Here is a 16301-nt window from a genome sequence, read left to right on the forward strand (position 1 = left end):
TTTCCGGTATTTTTTTGTAAACAAATCTGACCCGCGGCAGATACGTCTGTAACTGCCGGCGAGTATTGTCCATCAAATTCCTGTTCGCAGACCGAAAGAAGTCTTAAGCTGCTGCCATTTTCCCAGACACAAGACGGCACTGTTTTACCGGCCTCCGTGAACGAGAGAGGAAATTTTCTCAAGCTCATCCGGGATATTGATTTTCTGCGGACAGAGTTCAACGCAGGTTCCGCACCGGGTACACTTGTCCGGCTGCGCCGATTCCCCAAGATTTTTCATGGCCGTATCAAAGGCCTCGCGATTTCTGCTGCCGCAGAATTCATTGAAGATGGAAAAATTACCGGGAATATCAACTCCGAATGGACAATCCATGCAATATCTGCATCCCGTACAGGGAACCATGTCCGCAGTGCGGAATGCCGAAAGGGCTATTTTGATAGTTTCGTATTCATCCCCGTTAAGAGGACGGAAGTCATTCATCGTTTTCAGATTATCATCAACCTGCTCCATAGTACTCATCCCGCTGAGGACTGTCAGGACATTGGGAAGTGAAGCCGCAAAGCGGACCGCCCAGGACGCGGCACTTTTACCGGGATCGGCCTCTCTGAGTATTGCCGACGCTTTTTCATTCAGTGACGCAAGTGATCCTCCCCGTACCGGTTCCATTACAATTACCGGAAGACTGTTTTTCTCCGCTATTTCATACTGCTCTTTTGCCCCGTTAGTCTCCCAGTCAAAGTAATTTATCTGAAGCTGTACAAAGTCCCATGTATGGGATGAAATAATATCCCGGAGCACATCCGGCGTATCATGGAAAGAAAATCCCAGATGGCGGATTTTTCCTTCCTTCTTTTTTCTATCAAGCAGTTCATAAACTTCGTATTTTTCAAAGTTTGCAAAATGTTCGGCAGTCAGGGCGTGCGCCAGATAAAAGTCAAAATAGTCAACGCCGCATTTTTTTAACTGCTCACTGAAAATTCTTTCAGCATCTGCGGTCGACTGGACCGCGTTCCATGTAGGCATTTTGGTTGCGAGAAAAAATTTTTCACGCGGGTATTTTTTTAAAGCTTCTCCAATAAATATTTCACTCATTCCGTTATGGTATGTCCACGCGGTATCAAAATAATTCACACCGTTTTCAATTGCCCTGTCAATCATTTTTTCAGCGGCGGCCCGGTCAATGTCCTGTCCTGATTTATCCGTTACCGGGAGACGCATACACCCGAACCCGAGCAATGACAGGTCTTCTTTGATAGATTTAAAATGACGTTTTTCCATATCAATTCTCCTTATGTGTATGAAAAAAGAAAAGTATGTGTATACCGGGAATACACATAAAAACCGGAATCCATACACATTCTTGTTTCAGTGTACGGAAACCCTGCTTAGGTTCCCGTGTGGATTCTGCTTATGTGCCGCCGGCTTACTATCTTTTTGCCCGGTCAGCAACTGTTTCTTGCATTGTCCCGGGCCTTTTCCGGGTTTAGAATGTTCCGTCGTATATCAGTTTTTCCCCGCTGTCCAGTGTAACGGTAAGTCCCTGTTCCAGTATCCGCATCGCGCCGGGGACCTGGGAAATCCATATTAAATTCGGATTTGCCGAAGTCAGCGTTTCTTCATTTATATCCGTCGGGTTTTCAATTACCAGACCGTCAACTACCCTGAGCAGGGGAATAAAATCCATATCAAAATTACGGGTGACCAGTATTTCTCCGCCTTTTTTCTTGAGTACTGAAAAAGCTTCGTAGGCCGACTCGGCGCGTACCACCCGGCCGGTAACCCTGCACAGATTTTTCTTCTTCGTCGTATCGTCAGCGTCCTTCGGCTGGGGAAGAACTCCTCCGCCGTTTACACCCCGGGCCAGAACATTGCCGACAATCAGAACCCTGATACTGTTTACCATAATCGGGCTGCTCAGAGGCATGCCGGCTACCATAACAATTTTATCCAGGGGTTCCAGAAAACCCGCATCGAGTGAGGCCCTGATGGTATTCTGCGTCATCTCTTCGGAATCCTCGGCCATCTTGACCAGCAGAGGCACAACACCCCAATTGAGCAAGAGCTGGCGCTGTACGATTTCGTGGGGCGTAGCCGCAATTATCGGCTGTTCAGGCCGGAAAGTGCTCAGAAGCCGGGCCGTATTTCCGGAAAGGGTAGGTGTAATAATTGCCGCAGCCGCAATTTCGGTAGCGGTCCGGTATGCCGCGTGGGTAATTATTTCAGCTACATCACTGTTATTATGGTCCAGCGAATGAAAATCCCTCATTTTCTTTTTATACTCGGGAGAGGCTTCGACAGTGAGCGCTATTTTCGTCATCATTTTGACGGATTCGACAGGATACGCCCCGTTCGCGGTTTCCCCGGAAAGCATGACGGCGTCCGTACCGTCAAAGATTGCGTTTGCAACATCCGTTAATTCGGCCCTTGTCGGGGTAGGGTTGACAATCATTGAGTCGAGCATTTGGGTAGCCGTTATAACCGGTTTGCCGGCAAGATTGCAGGTCTGGATGATTCTTTTCTGCGCGAGCGGGATACGTTCCGTTTCAAGCTGGACACCCATATCTCCGCGCGCAACCATTATTCCCGCCGAAACCGCTACAATGTCTTCAATATTATCCAGCCCTTCCTCGTTTTCTATTTTTGCAATAAGCCTGACTTTTGAATTGAACGGCTCGATAAACCTCAGGATGGCAATCACGTCGGCGGGCGAGCTGACAAAGCTTGCCGCAATATAGTCTATCCCCATTTCAATGCCGAATTCTATGTCCTTTTTATCCTGCTCGCTCAGAATGGGAATATCAGGATGAACCCCGATAACATTGACATTTTTCCTGCTTCCCATTTTTGCCGTATTCAGAGCCCTGCAGGTTATTTCCGTTTTCCCGTCAGTTTCAAGGACAAGAAAGCCGATAAGGCCGTCGGCAATCAGAATACGGTTGTCGGGCTTTATTTCTTCGGGAAGCTTTTTCCAGCTCAGGGAGATTCGTCCCGGGATGTCCGCTTTCGCGGCAAGCGTCGGGCCGTCATCTACAGTAAAAATAAAGGTTTCATCCTTGTGGACTTCGATTACTCCGTCATCCGGAACAAGACCGGTCCGTATTTCCGGGCCCTTTGTATCAAGCAGAAGCGCACACGGAATACCTGTAATCTGCGAAGCCCTTTTGACGGTTTCCATATTTTTACGGTGGTAAACCTGATTCCCATGGGAAAAATTAAAGCGGGCGACATTCATTCCTGCCCTGAGAAGGTCGCATACAATATCAATATTTTCGGCAGTAGGCCCCATTGAACAGACTATCTTTGTTTTTCTCCGGATCATCTTTATACACCTTTACTTTACGTTTCTGGTATAAAGGATTAACTGATTCTTTATATCAGAAACACGTACAATCGGAAATAGTCAAATAATTTAAATTATTTGACTAGACCTCACAAATGCAGCCAGGATAAATACAGCATTTTGAGCCGCCTTACATAAATATAAAGCATAATTATAAAAACCGGAACTTTTTTTTCAGATTTTCAGTCTTTATGCAGTCCGGAATAAAATATCTCTGTCAGAGTACGAAGGATTAGGCTCTGCCCTGAATAAAAAAAACGTTCCCGGACAGGGAACGTTTTATGACAGGCGCCGATCAGAATCGAACTGATGCATAAAGGTTTTGCAGACCTCTCCCTTACCGCTTGGGTACGGCGCCGATTACTTCTAAAAGATAACGGATTATAAGAGATTTGTCCATAACCCGGAGAAAAACAATCTGAAAATTATGAAATGTTTCAGAAAAACCTCCTGTCCTTGAAAAAAAAAGTTTTTTATTTGGAAAATTTGGCCATGGTGCTATATAATTTTCTTATATTAGATATATGCCGGGAGAAAGATACACTATTTCCTGTCGTATGTCTGATCGATGCAGCAAAAGTGGGGGTTTTATGAACAAAGCGAGTAAGTTGCCGGCCGTTTTACTGTGCCTGATACCGTGTTTTGTGCTTTTTGCCGCCTGCGCCACCGGAAAAGGCGCTGAAGAATCCCGTACTCCGGCGGTACTGCCGACGGGAACCGAATGGGGTTATGTTGAATTGACCGCTTCAACACTGAAGCTGCCCAATCTGACGCTTGCCTCGAGTACTATCAGGGCGAAATCCACCGGCGCTGACGAAAAAGGTATTGACCTTATATGGTCCGGCGCGAGCCTGGATGATTTCAATGCGCTTGCCGGAGAGTGTTTTACAAAGATTCCCGCCAATCTTAACTGGTTCGGGAAAGTGTCTGCATTGGAAAGCCTTAAACGGGACAGTTCCCATTTCTGGGAGTTTGAGGCCTACTACAAGACTTCAGCGACTGCGTACCAGATCTTTATCCGCTACTTTTATGATGATTATTACGAACTTACCGGGATAGTGAACGGAACGCTTGCGCTTCACATTATCGAATATCCCGATTTTTAGGGATATTCTGTTCCGGTCCGGCTGTAACCAGGCCGGCGGTTATTATTAATAAAGATTTCCCCAAAACTGACCTGTTTCACGGTCACTGTAAGAATATCTACCGTCTATTAATACAGTCATTTCCAGATTTTTCTTCTCCTCCGCCGGATAATAAAGGAAGCCCCATTTTGAAGATATTGTATTTTTCTTTTAAAAAAGATAATTGCAGTATATACTGTAACCGCTATGGATATGTGGTGAATGGTCATGAGTATCCGCAAAATATCCGTATAATGTAGCAAAAGTGAGGTTTTTATGAACAAAGTGAACAAATTTCCGGGCGCCCTGCTGTGCCTGGTCATAGTCCTGGTGTTTTTCACAGCCTGTGATACCGGAACGAATGGTGACAAAAACCCTTTGGGACGTACATCATTGCCTGCTGAGACAGAATGGGGCTGCGTCGGGCTGACATCTTCGACACTGGACCTGCCCGGTCTGACTGTAGATTATGTTTTTGTGACACCGGAAACAACCGCTTCTTCATATGCGAAAGTGAAAATAGGATGGACAGGCGCCTCACTGGAAGATTTCAATACACTTGCACAGGAATGTTATACGGAAATTCCCGCCAATCTTAACTGGTTTGGCCTTGTTAGCACACCGGAAAACTGTAAAGATGATTATCAGGACTGTTTGTCCTTTACCGCATATTATGTGACAGGGAATACCGCGTATGAAGTTTCCGTGTTTTATTATTATACTGATGCGTATTTTCAGATACCAAAAAACACTATGGTTTTATTAATTGAAGAAATTCCCTATTATATTTTGTTAATATAAAATCATGCTTATACGGGATACCCAGGCTGCTGGAATTTCCGGAGTAAAAAAGCTCTTTTATATATTCTGAATAAACAGGGAGGTCTGGTACAGCATATGAGAAAGACTAAAAAAAGACTGATCAGCTTTCTTAATGGGTATTCTTACATCCGGAAATAATGCTGCTTTTGGTAATCCGTAATTGACAGCCGCCTCAAAAATAAAACGGTTTTTATTTGTTACATTATAAAAACAAAGCCGCCCCTAATTTTTCTCCTTGTATTTTCAGCGTGAAAATGTATATTATAAGGCATATCGCCGTGTCATTGCCCGTAATGCATGTCAGGCGGTATTCCGGAGGATTCCTCATGAAAAGCTTGCGTACAAGGTTTTTCCTTTTTTTTATCGGTTTATGTATTGTTGCTTCGGCAGGCGCCGGGGCAGGCATGTATATCCAGTATTCAAATTACATACAATATACTTATTCTAATACCCTGAAAAGCACCGCCGAGATGATTGATAATAATTATCCTTTTATAGGCGATATTGATTATCTGATCGGGGCCGCGCAGGAAATGACTCCGGAATACCGGGAATTCATCCGGAATCTGCAGAACATTGCGCAGGCATATAATCTGGGCTATATCTATCTCCTCCAGAAAGTCCCGGAAGGATACAGGTTTATTTTCGATGCGGAATTCCTCATTGAGGAAATGTTTGAAGAACTGTTTCTTTCCGTGTATGAACTCGAAGACCAGCCGGATGAAATGGATATCGCATACAATACCGGGAAAATGCAGATCATGAAAAAACCCTATACTGATGAATGGGGTACTTTTATCGGAGGATATCTGCCCGTAATCCGGAACAACAGGGTCGTCGCCTTATTGGCCCTGGATTACGAAGTTTCATTCCTGGACGGACTGTACCGCAGTGCGCTGGTCTCTTTTCTGTTTTCCCTCGGGTTTGCCGTTTTGCTTGCCGTTATCCTGGCCCTCGTCCTTTCCAAATCCCTGCTGACTCCAATCAACCAGGCTCTCCGGATGGCCGGCGACCTGGCCGATATGGATTTTGCCGCGGAAATGTCGGTTACCAGAGAGGATGAAATAGGGGCAATCCAGAATGCCCTTATTAAAATCAGGGACAATTTCCGTCAGACTCTTGATACCCTTAACGGGAACCTTGAGCAGACAAAAAATATCAGTAAAACGCTTGACGTCGCGATTGAAAAATCTTCAGATGATCTGGAACTCATTTCAAATAATATGGATTCCGTACAGAACAAAGCCGCGTTCCAGCTCGAATCCGTGCAGCATACAACGAATTCTGTCGGGCAGATAATCAGGAATATTGAGTCCCTGAATAAGGCCGTCCAGACTCAGGCTGTAAATATCACCGAATCGTCGGCATCAATAGAACAAATGATTGCGAATATAGCGTCAATCCGGAATGTAGTCGGGGAAGTTCATAAAACCACCGACCGGTTGACCGCATCTTCCGACAACGGGCAGAGAAAACTGGAAATGCTTATGGAGGAAGTCAAACGTATATCGCAGCAGTCGGCGGCTTTACAGGACGCGAATACGGCCATATCGAATATTGCGGGGCAGACAAATATTCTCGCGATGAACGCGGCGATTGAAGCTGCTCACGCCGGCGACGCCGGAAAAGGTTTCGCGGTTGTCGCGGATGAAATCAGGAAACTGGCGGAATCCTCCGCCGAAGAATCAACGGCAATTGCCGTTGAAATCACGCGGATGCAGGAAGGCATCGAAAATATTCTGGAAGCTTCAAAAGAGACTACCGACACAATGACTGAAATGTTCAATGAAGTAAATAACATGAGCAATTCCTTTGCCGTCGTCAACAATGCTATAGAAGAGCAGGCCGCCGGCGGGACCCAGATCCTGCGCGCCCTGAAAACAATTCAGGATATGACTGAACAGGTCAGAGACGGCTCAGCTGAAATCCATAAGGGCAGCGGGGAAATTTCATCCGAGATAAAAGGACTTCAGTCCGCCTCGGAAGAGGTAAACGAAAGTGTGCAGGGCATACGTCAGGCAAGCCAGCATATTGCGGAATCACTGGAGGAGGCGCGTTCAATATCGGCCAAAACCAACGGGTAATGCAATTATTCTGATTCCGGTTTGATCTCCTGTTCAGAAGTCAGGGCCTCAGCCAAAAGGATTGAAAATGTATAAGACCGAACCAACTATAACCGTAAAAATAAAAAATACGGAAGCCTTTTATACGCTAAACTGGTCGGCACTGAAAAAGGCTGATAAATATGAAATTACACTGCAGGTCCCTTCCGTTTCAGGAATTTACGAACTGTACCGGATGGATGAGACCAAAAAACTGAATTTGCTGGCCGTGACCCATGCGTGGTACGGCGGCCTGCGCAGCCAGCTCCGGGCCGCGATTGATCCCGAGGCGACCAATGACGAGTCAAAAAAGGAACTCCTTGAGGACGCCGAATTGTACTACCGGTACAGCGCGTCAAACTCTTTTCCCGACATGCTCGATGTAGTATGGTTTCTCCACAGTACCTATTTCCCTGATGATGTCCGCGTCGAAAATTCCGGCAGATATACACGTATCTACCTGATCGAAAAAGCCCCTGACCGGGTGTATTGGCTTGACTGAAAGGCTGAACAATTCATACACTGTATCTTATGGATGAGATATATGATTTGATTATTATAGGGGCGGGTACAGCCGGTCTGGTAACCGCACAATATGCATGCAGATCAAATCTGAATGCGCTTGTAATTGAAGAAAAGATGGAGGGCGGACAGGCTACCCTTATTCCCCTTCTTGAAAATTACCCCGGATTCCCCGAACCCATAGACGGGTTTACTTTTGCCGAAAAAATGAAGCTGCAGGCCGTTCAGTTCGGATCGAAATTCCTTTCAGGGAAGGTTACCGGACTGGGAAAGAAAAAGCATTTGTTTTCGGTCTCGGTCGAAAAATCGGATGACAGCATCCAGACCCTCGAAGCAAAGACAGTTGTTCTGGCAACCGGCGCGGCGCACCGCCAACTTGGTATTCCGGGAGAATTTGAATTTTACGGGAAAGGTGTTTCATACTGCGCAAATTGCGACGGCCCCCTTTTCAGGAATAAGCATATTGTCATAATAGGCGGCGGCGACGCTGCCTGTGATGAGGCGGGATTTCTTGCCCATCTGACTGACAGGGTAACCATCATACACAGAAAGCATACTTTCCGCGCCCAGCGGGCATTAGCGGAGAGGACCCTGAAAAACCCTCATATCCATGTGAGGTTTAATTCAGTTGTGACCGCAATCAATGGTTCAAAAAATGAGAACGGCCATGAAAAACTGACATCCATAACCGTTGAAAATGTGCATACGGGAGCTGCGGAGGAAGTCGCCTGCGACGCCGTGTTTATTTCCATCGGAATGGACCCCCGCACGGAACTCGCCGCCCTCGCCAGAAAGGATGAAGCCGGATATTTAATTACCGACGAAAACATGCAGACTTCCATTCCCGGACTGTTCGCGGCCGGCGACCTGCGCGCAAAACCCTTCAGGCAGCTTGTAACTGCCGCGGCTGACGGGGCAATAGCTGCCCGGAGTGCGGCTGAGTATATCGACATCCACATCCGGGGAACCTGATAAATTGAAGTTCCCCGGAATACACAGGCTGTGTATTATTGTCCTGGTTTTATTTTTTTCACTTTACCCGGCGTCAGCTCAGTCCCGGAAACAGCTCCCTGACTTCTGGGATAATATGCCCCATGAGGAACTGGCTGACCGCATTGTTTCCGCGATGACGGATGAGGAACTCCTTGCCCAGATGCTGATGTTCGGCTGGGCGGGAACCGACCCGAGCAGGGAAGTTATCAGATGGGTCGAAGAGCGCTCCCTGGGAAGCATAAAGATTTTCGGCTGGAATACTGATAATACCAGAAAGGTCGCTGAATCCGTTACGCTTCTCCAGCGGAAGGCCGAAACCGGCAGGTTCCGTATTCCTCTCTTTGTTGCGACCGATCAGGAAGGCGGCTGGATCCGTCATATCAAGGGCCTTACAAGCGAGACCCCCGGGAATCTTGCCATAGGCGCGTCAGGCCTGCCGTCCGACGCCTGGTATTCAGGCTATTATATAGCCAGGGAACTGAGGGCGGTCGGAATCAATCTCAATTTCGCGCCTACAGTCGACTTATATACGGATCATGATTCTACGATAATTGGCCCCCGTTCTTTCGGGGAAGACGCCCGCGCCGCGGGGATACTGGGCATGGCCTTTTCACAGGGAAGCCTTGCCGCCGGGGTTCTGACTACGGCAAAACACTTTCCCGGACACGGACATACCCATTCAGACAGTCACGGGAAACTGCCTGTTATTGATATTGATCCGGAAACACTCCGTTCCCGGGAACTTGTGCCTTTCAGATATCTTATTGATTCAGGGGTCCCTGCGATAATGAGCGGGCATCTCAGTTTTCCGAATATTGGCGGCGACGGCAAACCGGCAACCTTTTCTCCCTATCTGCTCCAAACCCTTCTCAGGGAGGAAATGGGTTTTGAAGGCCTCATCATTACCGATGATATGATGATGAACGGCGCGACCGAGTATGCGGGAAGCGTCTCACGCGCTGTCCAAATGGCCATTGAAGCCGGGAACAATATTATCGAGTCATCAACAACGCCGGGTTTCCAGGATACCCTCTGGACAGGAAATCTGACCAGAATGAAACAGTCCTCCGGGTTTCGGGACCAGGTTGCCGGGTCCGCCCGGCGGATTATCCTCGCCAAACTTGAATATTTTAAGGATGGAAAAAATTCAATCTATCCTGATATGGATAAAATTGAGGAACGTATTCCTGACAGGGAAGGTGAGTCTTTTTTCCTGTCGCAGGCAGTCCGCTCGGTAACTACCGTCAGGGAAAATCCTGCAATCCCCGTTTCCGGCCAATCCATTCTCATCGCGGGATCTTTTTCATCTTTCCGTTCCCTCGGAAAACAGCGTTTTCCGGAAGCCGATACCGCGGGAATAAATAATAGCCTTCCCGCGCTTGCCCGGCGGTATGATACGCTTATCTTCTGTCTTGCGAACAGGGACAACCTTTCAATTCTGAAGGAAATGGAAAACAGCAAAACGAATATTATTGTTGTCTCGATACTGTCACCTGTACTCCTGAATGAGGTTCCCTGGGTACAAAATGCGCTTGCCGTATACAGTTATTCGCCCTGGTCTTTTATTGCTGCGTTTGGAGCCCTGGCCGGTGATTTCAAACCTGACGGGACAATGCCTCTTAAAGATATGTATTAGGCGGGAAATTTTTTATACTATAACCTTATACTATATTGATATAGTATAAGGTTATAGTATTTATACACGCCCCGGAAATCCGGGGCATGGCGGTGCGGAATATTGTCAAATAACTTAAATTAAAGATGTATGTTATCAGTTTATTTTTATTCGTGGCGAGGGTTTAATACTGCGTTGCGACAATTTTTATAAAAATTTTATGCAAACTTTAGTTTTTATAGGTTCCATGGTATTAAACCCGAGACCAATTCCACGGGAGAGAAAAATACTCCGCTGCTCTGCGGCGGGGTATTTTATTGCGGTACCCTGGATTTCCACTGTTATTTCAACGGTGGATCCTCTTGTTATATTTTTCACGGTCTGATTGACAAAAATTATCGCATCGGCGTTCTGTGCCTTTGCGTTTTCTATCATTACATACATCGCGTTTGACCGTGCAATATCAACAGGTTCGCTTGGAGAGGCAACAGTGGTCGACACTGAGCCAAATCCCGAGAAAAGTCCCGCGTCCTGCCTGAGCGAGCCGGCCATTCCCATATAACCCAGATAGCCGTACTTATACGTATCTCCGGTTACAGTGCCGTCTTTATTAACACTCACTGTTCCGCTTCCCGATACCTTTCCCACAGTTGTATAGTCCGTCCTTTCCAGGTCGGCAAACCCCATCGCGGGATTATGGATATTTGTGCTTTCCGAAGAAACGCTTTCTGTTGTCATACAGGACATGACAAACACCATACACAAAACAACCAGCACTGATAAAAAGAAGCCCATTCTGTTTTTCATTTTTCTGCTCCAACTAAAATACTTTCGTGATGGCCTTTGGAACCCACCCGAGATTTAATCCGGAAAAATTACGGATTGTTGTGCAATAAATTCCGGGCGTTTATTACAGCCGGAATTTAAATGGAGAATGTGCTTTTATCAAGCGCTGCCTTTTTCCGGACATATTCCGGATTTGTTCAAAAGTCTATTCATTCTGAATATATTTCTGACTGTACGTGTCTTTTGTACAAAAGTCAAGATAAAGTCCGGAAATGCAGTATCTGACAAATATGAAAATATGATGTATATTTGATTTATGGTGAAGGCTGGTCCGGCAGGCAGCCGGACCGTCTGCCGTTCTGATCAGCAGATATTATTGCAGATGCCGGAGGCATATATTGGGTCTGTTTTCCGAATTTAAACTTCTCCGCCCCGTAACTGCGGAAAATTTCCAGGACGCGGTCAATTTTCTTGTTCCCCTTGAACATCAATGCGTAACACTAATGAGTCAGCTGTCGGAAAACGGAAGGGCCGTTTTTCCCGAAGGGCAGTACAGGTTCTTTTTTCTGCTTGGCGGAAAAGGAAAGCAGAACGAATATGACGGGGTCCTTTACCTGACCAGGACCGGAATGCTGCTTCATGTTTTCAAAAAAAATACTGATATTGAATCTTACCGGAAGGAAATCGGCAGGCTGTGCTCAAAACACAGAATTTACTGTATTATGGGAGATACTGGTCATACCTCTTTTCTTGAACAGCTTGTTAACAGGAATATAAGCTATGCGGTTAATTATCAGCTTATGACAATTACGGATCTGGACGAGCTATGTTTTTTTTCTCCGAGTTCCATAATTATTGACGGATATTCTCCGGGGATCCGTCAATGCACCTCCGCCGATGCGGAACTGCTGCTGCCGCTTCAGGGGGATATGAAAAGGAAGAGGTGCTTCTTCCCGGCACAAGCCTGAACCGGGACGCCTGTCTGAAAAATCTGTCGGAAGCCCTGAAGGTCCAGCATATTTACCTTCTGTACAGCGGAGGCTGTCCCCTTGCCAAGGCGGGAACAAATGCCCTGGGGCTTTTCTGGGACCAGCTTGGCGGCGTATATACTCTCCCCCAGTACCGCGGGCAAGGCCTCGCGACGGCCCTTGTTTCACATCTTGTGAGGAAAAGGCTTGTACTGGGCAGAAAGGTAGTTCTTTTTGTTAAAGTTCTCAATCCGGCGGCAAAAAAGGTCTATGAAAAGATCGGTTTTAAAACTGACGCCGGTTTCAGGATTTCCTATTTTTAGGATGTGTTTTTTTCTTTCGGATTACGCACTCGTTTATTCTGATTTTCCCAATTCTTTTGAACGTTCCCAGGCCGCGAGGGCCGATTCAATAACCGCCGAGCGGAAATTCTTTTCTTCGAGTTTTGTCACAGCGGCTATGGTAGTACCACCGGGAGAGCAGACCCTGTCTTTCAGTTCTCCGGGATGTTCATCTGTTCTGATAACCATTTCGGCCGCTCCTTTCAGGGTTTGGGCCGCGTACCGGATAGCCTGTGCGCGGGGAATTCCCATTCTGACTCCCGCGTCCGCAAGCGCTTCGATAAATATAAAGCCATAGGCAGGCCCTGAACCGGAAACGGCGGTAAACGCATCCATAAGGGATTCAGCGGTCCGTTCTGTCAGTCCCGCCGCGGAAAGCAGTCTTTCAAGTTCTTCTATGGTTTCGTCCGGGACCGCCGCATCGGGCGCGATCGCGATCATTGCCATGTTTACGGCAGCCGGCATGTTGGGCATTATTCTGATTACTTTCGGGTGCCTGTCAACCCGTTTCTTTATATGATCAATTTTGATTCCCGCCGCCATGGACACCAGGACGGTTTCAGTATCCAGATGTCCCGAAATCTCGGCAAGCACAGGATTCAGAAACTGGGGTTTGACAGCGAGAAATACATAATCTGCGGAAGAGGCGACTTCCGCGCCGGAGCCGGCAAGCGTACAGCCTGTCCGTTCGGCAAAGTCCCGGGCCTTATCCTTATCGGAATCAAAAACAATCATTTCTTCAGCGCCTGCGACCCTGATAATCGATTCCATCAGGGCCGAACCCATTACACCCATTCCTATGCAGCCGGCTTTTTTCTTTTTCATGCGGATAACTCCTATTGGTTGTACACCTTTAAGTTATGTTTCTGGTATAAAGAATTAGCAAATTCTTTATATCAGAAACACTTAGAATCGGAAATAGTCAAATATTTAAATTATTTGACTATAATTATGCGCTGCCCAGCCGGACCCGTATTTATTCAGCTGAGAAGAAAAACTGTTCCTGACTGGCTCCCGTTTGCCAGTGCCTCCAGCACATCCTGATGGGCGCCATTGGCGAGAATCATGGGGATCCCATACGCCGCCACCTTTTCTCCGGCTTCCAGCTTTGTATTTATTCCGCCCGACCCAAAGGCATTTGCCGTACCGATTGAAATGGAATTACGGAGTTCAGACATATCCGTTACCTTTTCTATCAGTTTCGCGTCCCTGAATTCCTTCGGATTTTTATCAAAGACCCCGTCTACATCACTGAACAGGATAAGCAGGTCGGCGTCCCACAGGATCGCGGTCAGCGCGCTTAGATTATCATTATCGCCTATTCTGATTTCGTCAAAGGCCACGGAATCGTTTTCATTAATAATGGGAACAACCCCTTCATCGACAAGCGTAAAAAGCGTGTTTCTGATATTCAGTGTCCTGTGACCGTCGAGGAAATCGTCCTTTGTCAGCAGAAGCTGTCCGATCCGGAGATTAGACTCGGAAAACGCGGTCCGCCAGCTGTTCATCAGTTCCACCTGCCCGATTGCGCACAGGGCCTGCCGGTAATGAATGTCCCGTTTTCTCACCCAGCGGTCAAGTGTGGAAAGACCCGCCACCTGGGCTCCTGACGAGACAAGAACAATCTGTTTCCCCTTTTTGATCAGGCCGGCGCACTGCGCGGCAAAGCCTGACATAAAATCACGGTTGATAGTCCCGTCCTCTTTCGCGAGCGTATTTGATCCTATTTTGATCACAATTTTCCGGGAATCATTAATTAATGTGGGTATCATGGACGTACCTGTCCTTCGCCTTCGATATAATATTTTATTGTTGTCAGGGCTGTCAGTCCCATAGGGCCGCGGGCATGGAGCTTCTGGGTGCTTATCCCGATTTCCGCGCCCATGCCGAACTGCCCGCCGTCAGTAAACCGGGTTGAAGCGTTAACATATACGCAGGCGGCGTCTATCCCTGCCTGAAAAAGCCGAGCCGCTGTTCTGTCATTTGTGACAATTGTTTCAGAGTGCTTTGTATTATGCGCATTGATATACTCGATGGCCTCTTCAGCGGAGTCAACAATTTTTACCGCCAGGATGTAATCCAGAAATTCATATCCCCAGTCGGAATCCGCTGCCTGAATAATATTCTCCGCCAGACCGGCCCCCGATTTTCCCGCTTCTTCCTTAAAAAAAGCATAGGCGCGGTTATCACACCGGAGTTCAACCCCGCCTTTCCGGCCTGTTTTTGCCTCATACTTTATAAAGGCTTCCCGCAGGAGCGGAAGAACGGATTCCATCCGGTCCCGGTGAACCAGAACGCATTCAACCGCATTACAGGCGGCAGGTTTCTGTATTTTTGCATTTTCGGTAATCGAAACAGCCATTTCATCATTTGCCGAAGAATCGATATATGTATGGCAGACTCCGGCCCCTGTCTCAATAACGGGAATCCGGGCTGTTTCAACAACTCTCTTGATAAGGGCCGCGCCTCCCCGGGGAAGGGCGACATCAATTTTTCCGGCGGCGTTTAATATCCAGTCAACATCGGCATGGGAATTTTCTCCGGTTCCGGGCTCGGAAAGCGCTATCGCGTTCTCCACCCCGCCTGCTTCCGCAAGGCCCTTGCGTATGGCCGCGACGATTACCCTGTTTGATTCAAGGGCGGAAGAACTGCCCCTCAAAAGTACGGCGTTCGAACTCTTATATGCCAGGGCAAAAGCGTCTACCGTTACATTGGGCCTGGATTCATAGATAACAGCGGCAACCCCCAAGGGAACGCGTACCTGCCGTATTTGCATACCGTTCGGTACGGTCCATCCGGCTACTACCTGGCCTATAGGGTCTGTCTGTGCGGCAAGAGTGTGGAGGGATTCGATGATCTCATCGAGCGTTTTTTCCGTCACGGCAAGCCTGACAATCATTGCCTCGGTCATGCCCCCGCTTCTGGCCAGTTCAACATCTTTTTTATTTGCCGTGATAATTTCGCTGCGGGCCTTATCTATCGCACCGGCGACACCCAGCAGGGCTATGTTTTTCTGCTCCGCCGTACACTGGGCAAGTTCTGCCGCCGCCATGCGTAATGTTTTGCAAACGGCATCAAGATCCATAGAAGACTCCTAGAAGTTGGACAAAAAACACAGTCCGAGCATGACGGCCGCCCGGCATTTTTCTTCGGACCATTCGTTATGGGCAGGAAGGGAATTAATATAATACCAGAAAAAACCGAAATACGGATCTATGCGTACGGCATATTCCAGAAATGAATCTGTCCGTGCGATCGTGCCGAAAAGAAGATATACCACATCATGAAGAATCGGCAGAAATTCCGAAAGCGAAGTATGATAGTCGTAAGAAGCCAGATTTTTACATAAGGCGTCTATGCGGTACAGGACTTCTTCTTTCATTGCAATATCCGATTTTTCAACCCAGGTTTTTTGCACAAGCAATTGGATATTTTTCTGAAAGCTGGAAACAAGGTTTTTTTCAGCTTCATCCCGGGCCGTATTTTTTTCTGTCATTATCGCTCTGAAATCATCCTCATCCCCAAAGGCTGCGGAGATCTGCATGGCCGTATCCGCCAGAACAGAATCATCTGTTGTCTCAATAAACAGAGGGAGCGCTTCCGAAACCGCGTTCCGGACGGCAAGAGGCATTGATACGTCATTTTCAAAGATGAAATTTTGCATAACTAAAAATGTACTTTTATGCTT

At 47.3% G+C, this 16301-nt stretch carries 15 protein-coding genes and 1 tRNA gene; 8 read left to right on the forward strand and 8 right to left on the reverse strand.

What is annotated here, in order from left to right:
- Positions 1-144: 144 nt before the first annotated feature.
- The 3 genes from K7I13_RS11980 to K7I13_RS11990 all read right to left on the reverse strand — a co-directional run bounded on the left by K7I13_RS11980 (position 145) and on the right by K7I13_RS11990 (position 3698).
- Positions 145-1278: an aldo/keto reductase gene (locus K7I13_RS11980; protein WP_255945986.1), complete on the reverse strand. Its 1134-nt coding sequence runs from the start codon at positions 1276-1278 to the stop codon at positions 145-147.
- A 205-nt stretch (positions 1279-1483) separates the two neighbouring features.
- Positions 1484-3319, reverse strand: a complete 1836-nt coding sequence (gene pyk, locus K7I13_RS11985) for a pyruvate kinase (RefSeq protein WP_255945989.1) — start codon at positions 3317-3319, stop codon at positions 1484-1486.
- Between the two features lie 307 nt (positions 3320-3626).
- Positions 3627-3698, reverse strand: a tRNA-Cys gene (locus K7I13_RS11990).
- 232 nt (positions 3699-3930) lie between these two features.
- Here K7I13_RS11990 and K7I13_RS11995 point away from each other — a divergent pair.
- From K7I13_RS11995 to K7I13_RS12020, 6 genes are all read left to right on the forward strand, one after another.
- Positions 3931-4446, forward strand: coding sequence for a hypothetical protein (locus K7I13_RS11995; RefSeq protein ID WP_255945991.1), 516 nt, complete (start codon positions 3931-3933; stop codon positions 4444-4446).
- Positions 4447-4740: 294 nt separating this feature from the next.
- A complete protein-coding gene (locus K7I13_RS12000; RefSeq protein ID WP_255945993.1) occupies positions 4741-5265 on the forward strand; it encodes a hypothetical protein in 525 nt (174 codons plus the stop codon).
- Positions 5266-5612: 347 nt separating this feature from the next.
- Positions 5613-7370, forward strand: a complete 1758-nt coding sequence (locus tag K7I13_RS12005; RefSeq protein ID WP_255945995.1) for a methyl-accepting chemotaxis protein — start codon at positions 5613-5615, stop codon at positions 7368-7370.
- Positions 7371-7437: 67 nt separating this feature from the next.
- Positions 7438-7890, forward strand: a complete 453-nt coding sequence (locus tag K7I13_RS12010) for a hypothetical protein (RefSeq protein WP_255945997.1) — start codon at positions 7438-7440, stop codon at positions 7888-7890.
- A 29-nt stretch (positions 7891-7919) separates the two neighbouring features.
- Positions 7920-8882: a thioredoxin-disulfide reductase gene (gene trxB / locus K7I13_RS12015; RefSeq protein ID WP_255945999.1), complete on the forward strand. Its 963-nt coding sequence runs from the start codon at positions 7920-7922 to the stop codon at positions 8880-8882.
- Positions 8883-8997: 115 nt separating this feature from the next.
- Positions 8998-10539 (forward strand): glycoside hydrolase family 3 protein, encoded by a 1542-nt coding sequence (locus K7I13_RS12020; protein ID WP_255946001.1) that lies wholly within the window; start codon positions 8998-9000, stop codon positions 10537-10539.
- Between the two features lie 186 nt (positions 10540-10725).
- Here the strand turns inward: K7I13_RS12020 and K7I13_RS12025 are convergent, their stop codons facing one another.
- A complete protein-coding gene (locus K7I13_RS12025) occupies positions 10726-11325 on the reverse strand; it encodes a heavy metal-binding domain-containing protein (protein WP_255946003.1) in 600 nt (199 codons plus the stop codon).
- A 377-nt stretch (positions 11326-11702) separates the two neighbouring features.
- On the opposite strand from K7I13_RS12025, the gene K7I13_RS12030 reads away from it, so the two are divergent.
- Entirely contained in the window at positions 11703-12272 is a 570-nt protein-coding gene (locus tag K7I13_RS12030; protein ID WP_255946005.1) for a hypothetical protein, read from the forward strand.
- Positions 12248-12595: a GNAT family N-acetyltransferase gene (locus K7I13_RS12035; RefSeq protein WP_255946007.1), complete on the forward strand. Its 348-nt coding sequence runs from the start codon at positions 12248-12250 to the stop codon at positions 12593-12595. The genes K7I13_RS12030 and K7I13_RS12035 overlap by 25 nt, the downstream gene beginning before the upstream one ends.
- Before the next feature lie 33 nt (positions 12596-12628).
- Here the strand turns inward: K7I13_RS12035 and proC are convergent, their stop codons facing one another.
- From proC to K7I13_RS12055, 4 genes are all read right to left on the reverse strand, one after another.
- The gene (proC, locus tag K7I13_RS12040) at positions 12629-13438 is read right to left on the reverse strand and encodes a pyrroline-5-carboxylate reductase (protein WP_255946010.1); all 810 of its coding nucleotides are present in this window, start codon (positions 13436-13438) and stop codon (positions 12629-12631) included.
- 155 nt (positions 13439-13593) lie between these two features.
- Entirely contained in the window at positions 13594-14385 is a 792-nt protein-coding gene (proB, locus tag K7I13_RS12045; RefSeq protein WP_255946011.1) for a glutamate 5-kinase, read from the reverse strand.
- Positions 14382-15698, reverse strand: a complete 1317-nt coding sequence (locus K7I13_RS12050) for a glutamate-5-semialdehyde dehydrogenase (protein WP_255946012.1) — start codon at positions 15696-15698, stop codon at positions 14382-14384. Before K7I13_RS12050 ends, proB begins: the two co-directional genes overlap by 4 nt.
- Before the next feature lie 9 nt (positions 15699-15707).
- Positions 15708-16277 carry a hypothetical protein gene (locus K7I13_RS12055; protein WP_255946013.1) on the reverse strand — a complete coding sequence of 190 codons (570 nt, stop codon included), beginning with the start codon at positions 16275-16277 and terminating at the stop codon, positions 15708-15710.
- Between the last annotated feature and the right edge of the window lie 24 nt (positions 16278-16301).

Origin of the sequence: Brucepastera parasyntrophica, from assembly GCF_022376835.1 — a bacterium.
GTDB lineage: Bacteria > Spirochaetota > Spirochaetia > Treponematales > Treponemataceae > Brucepastera > Brucepastera parasyntrophica.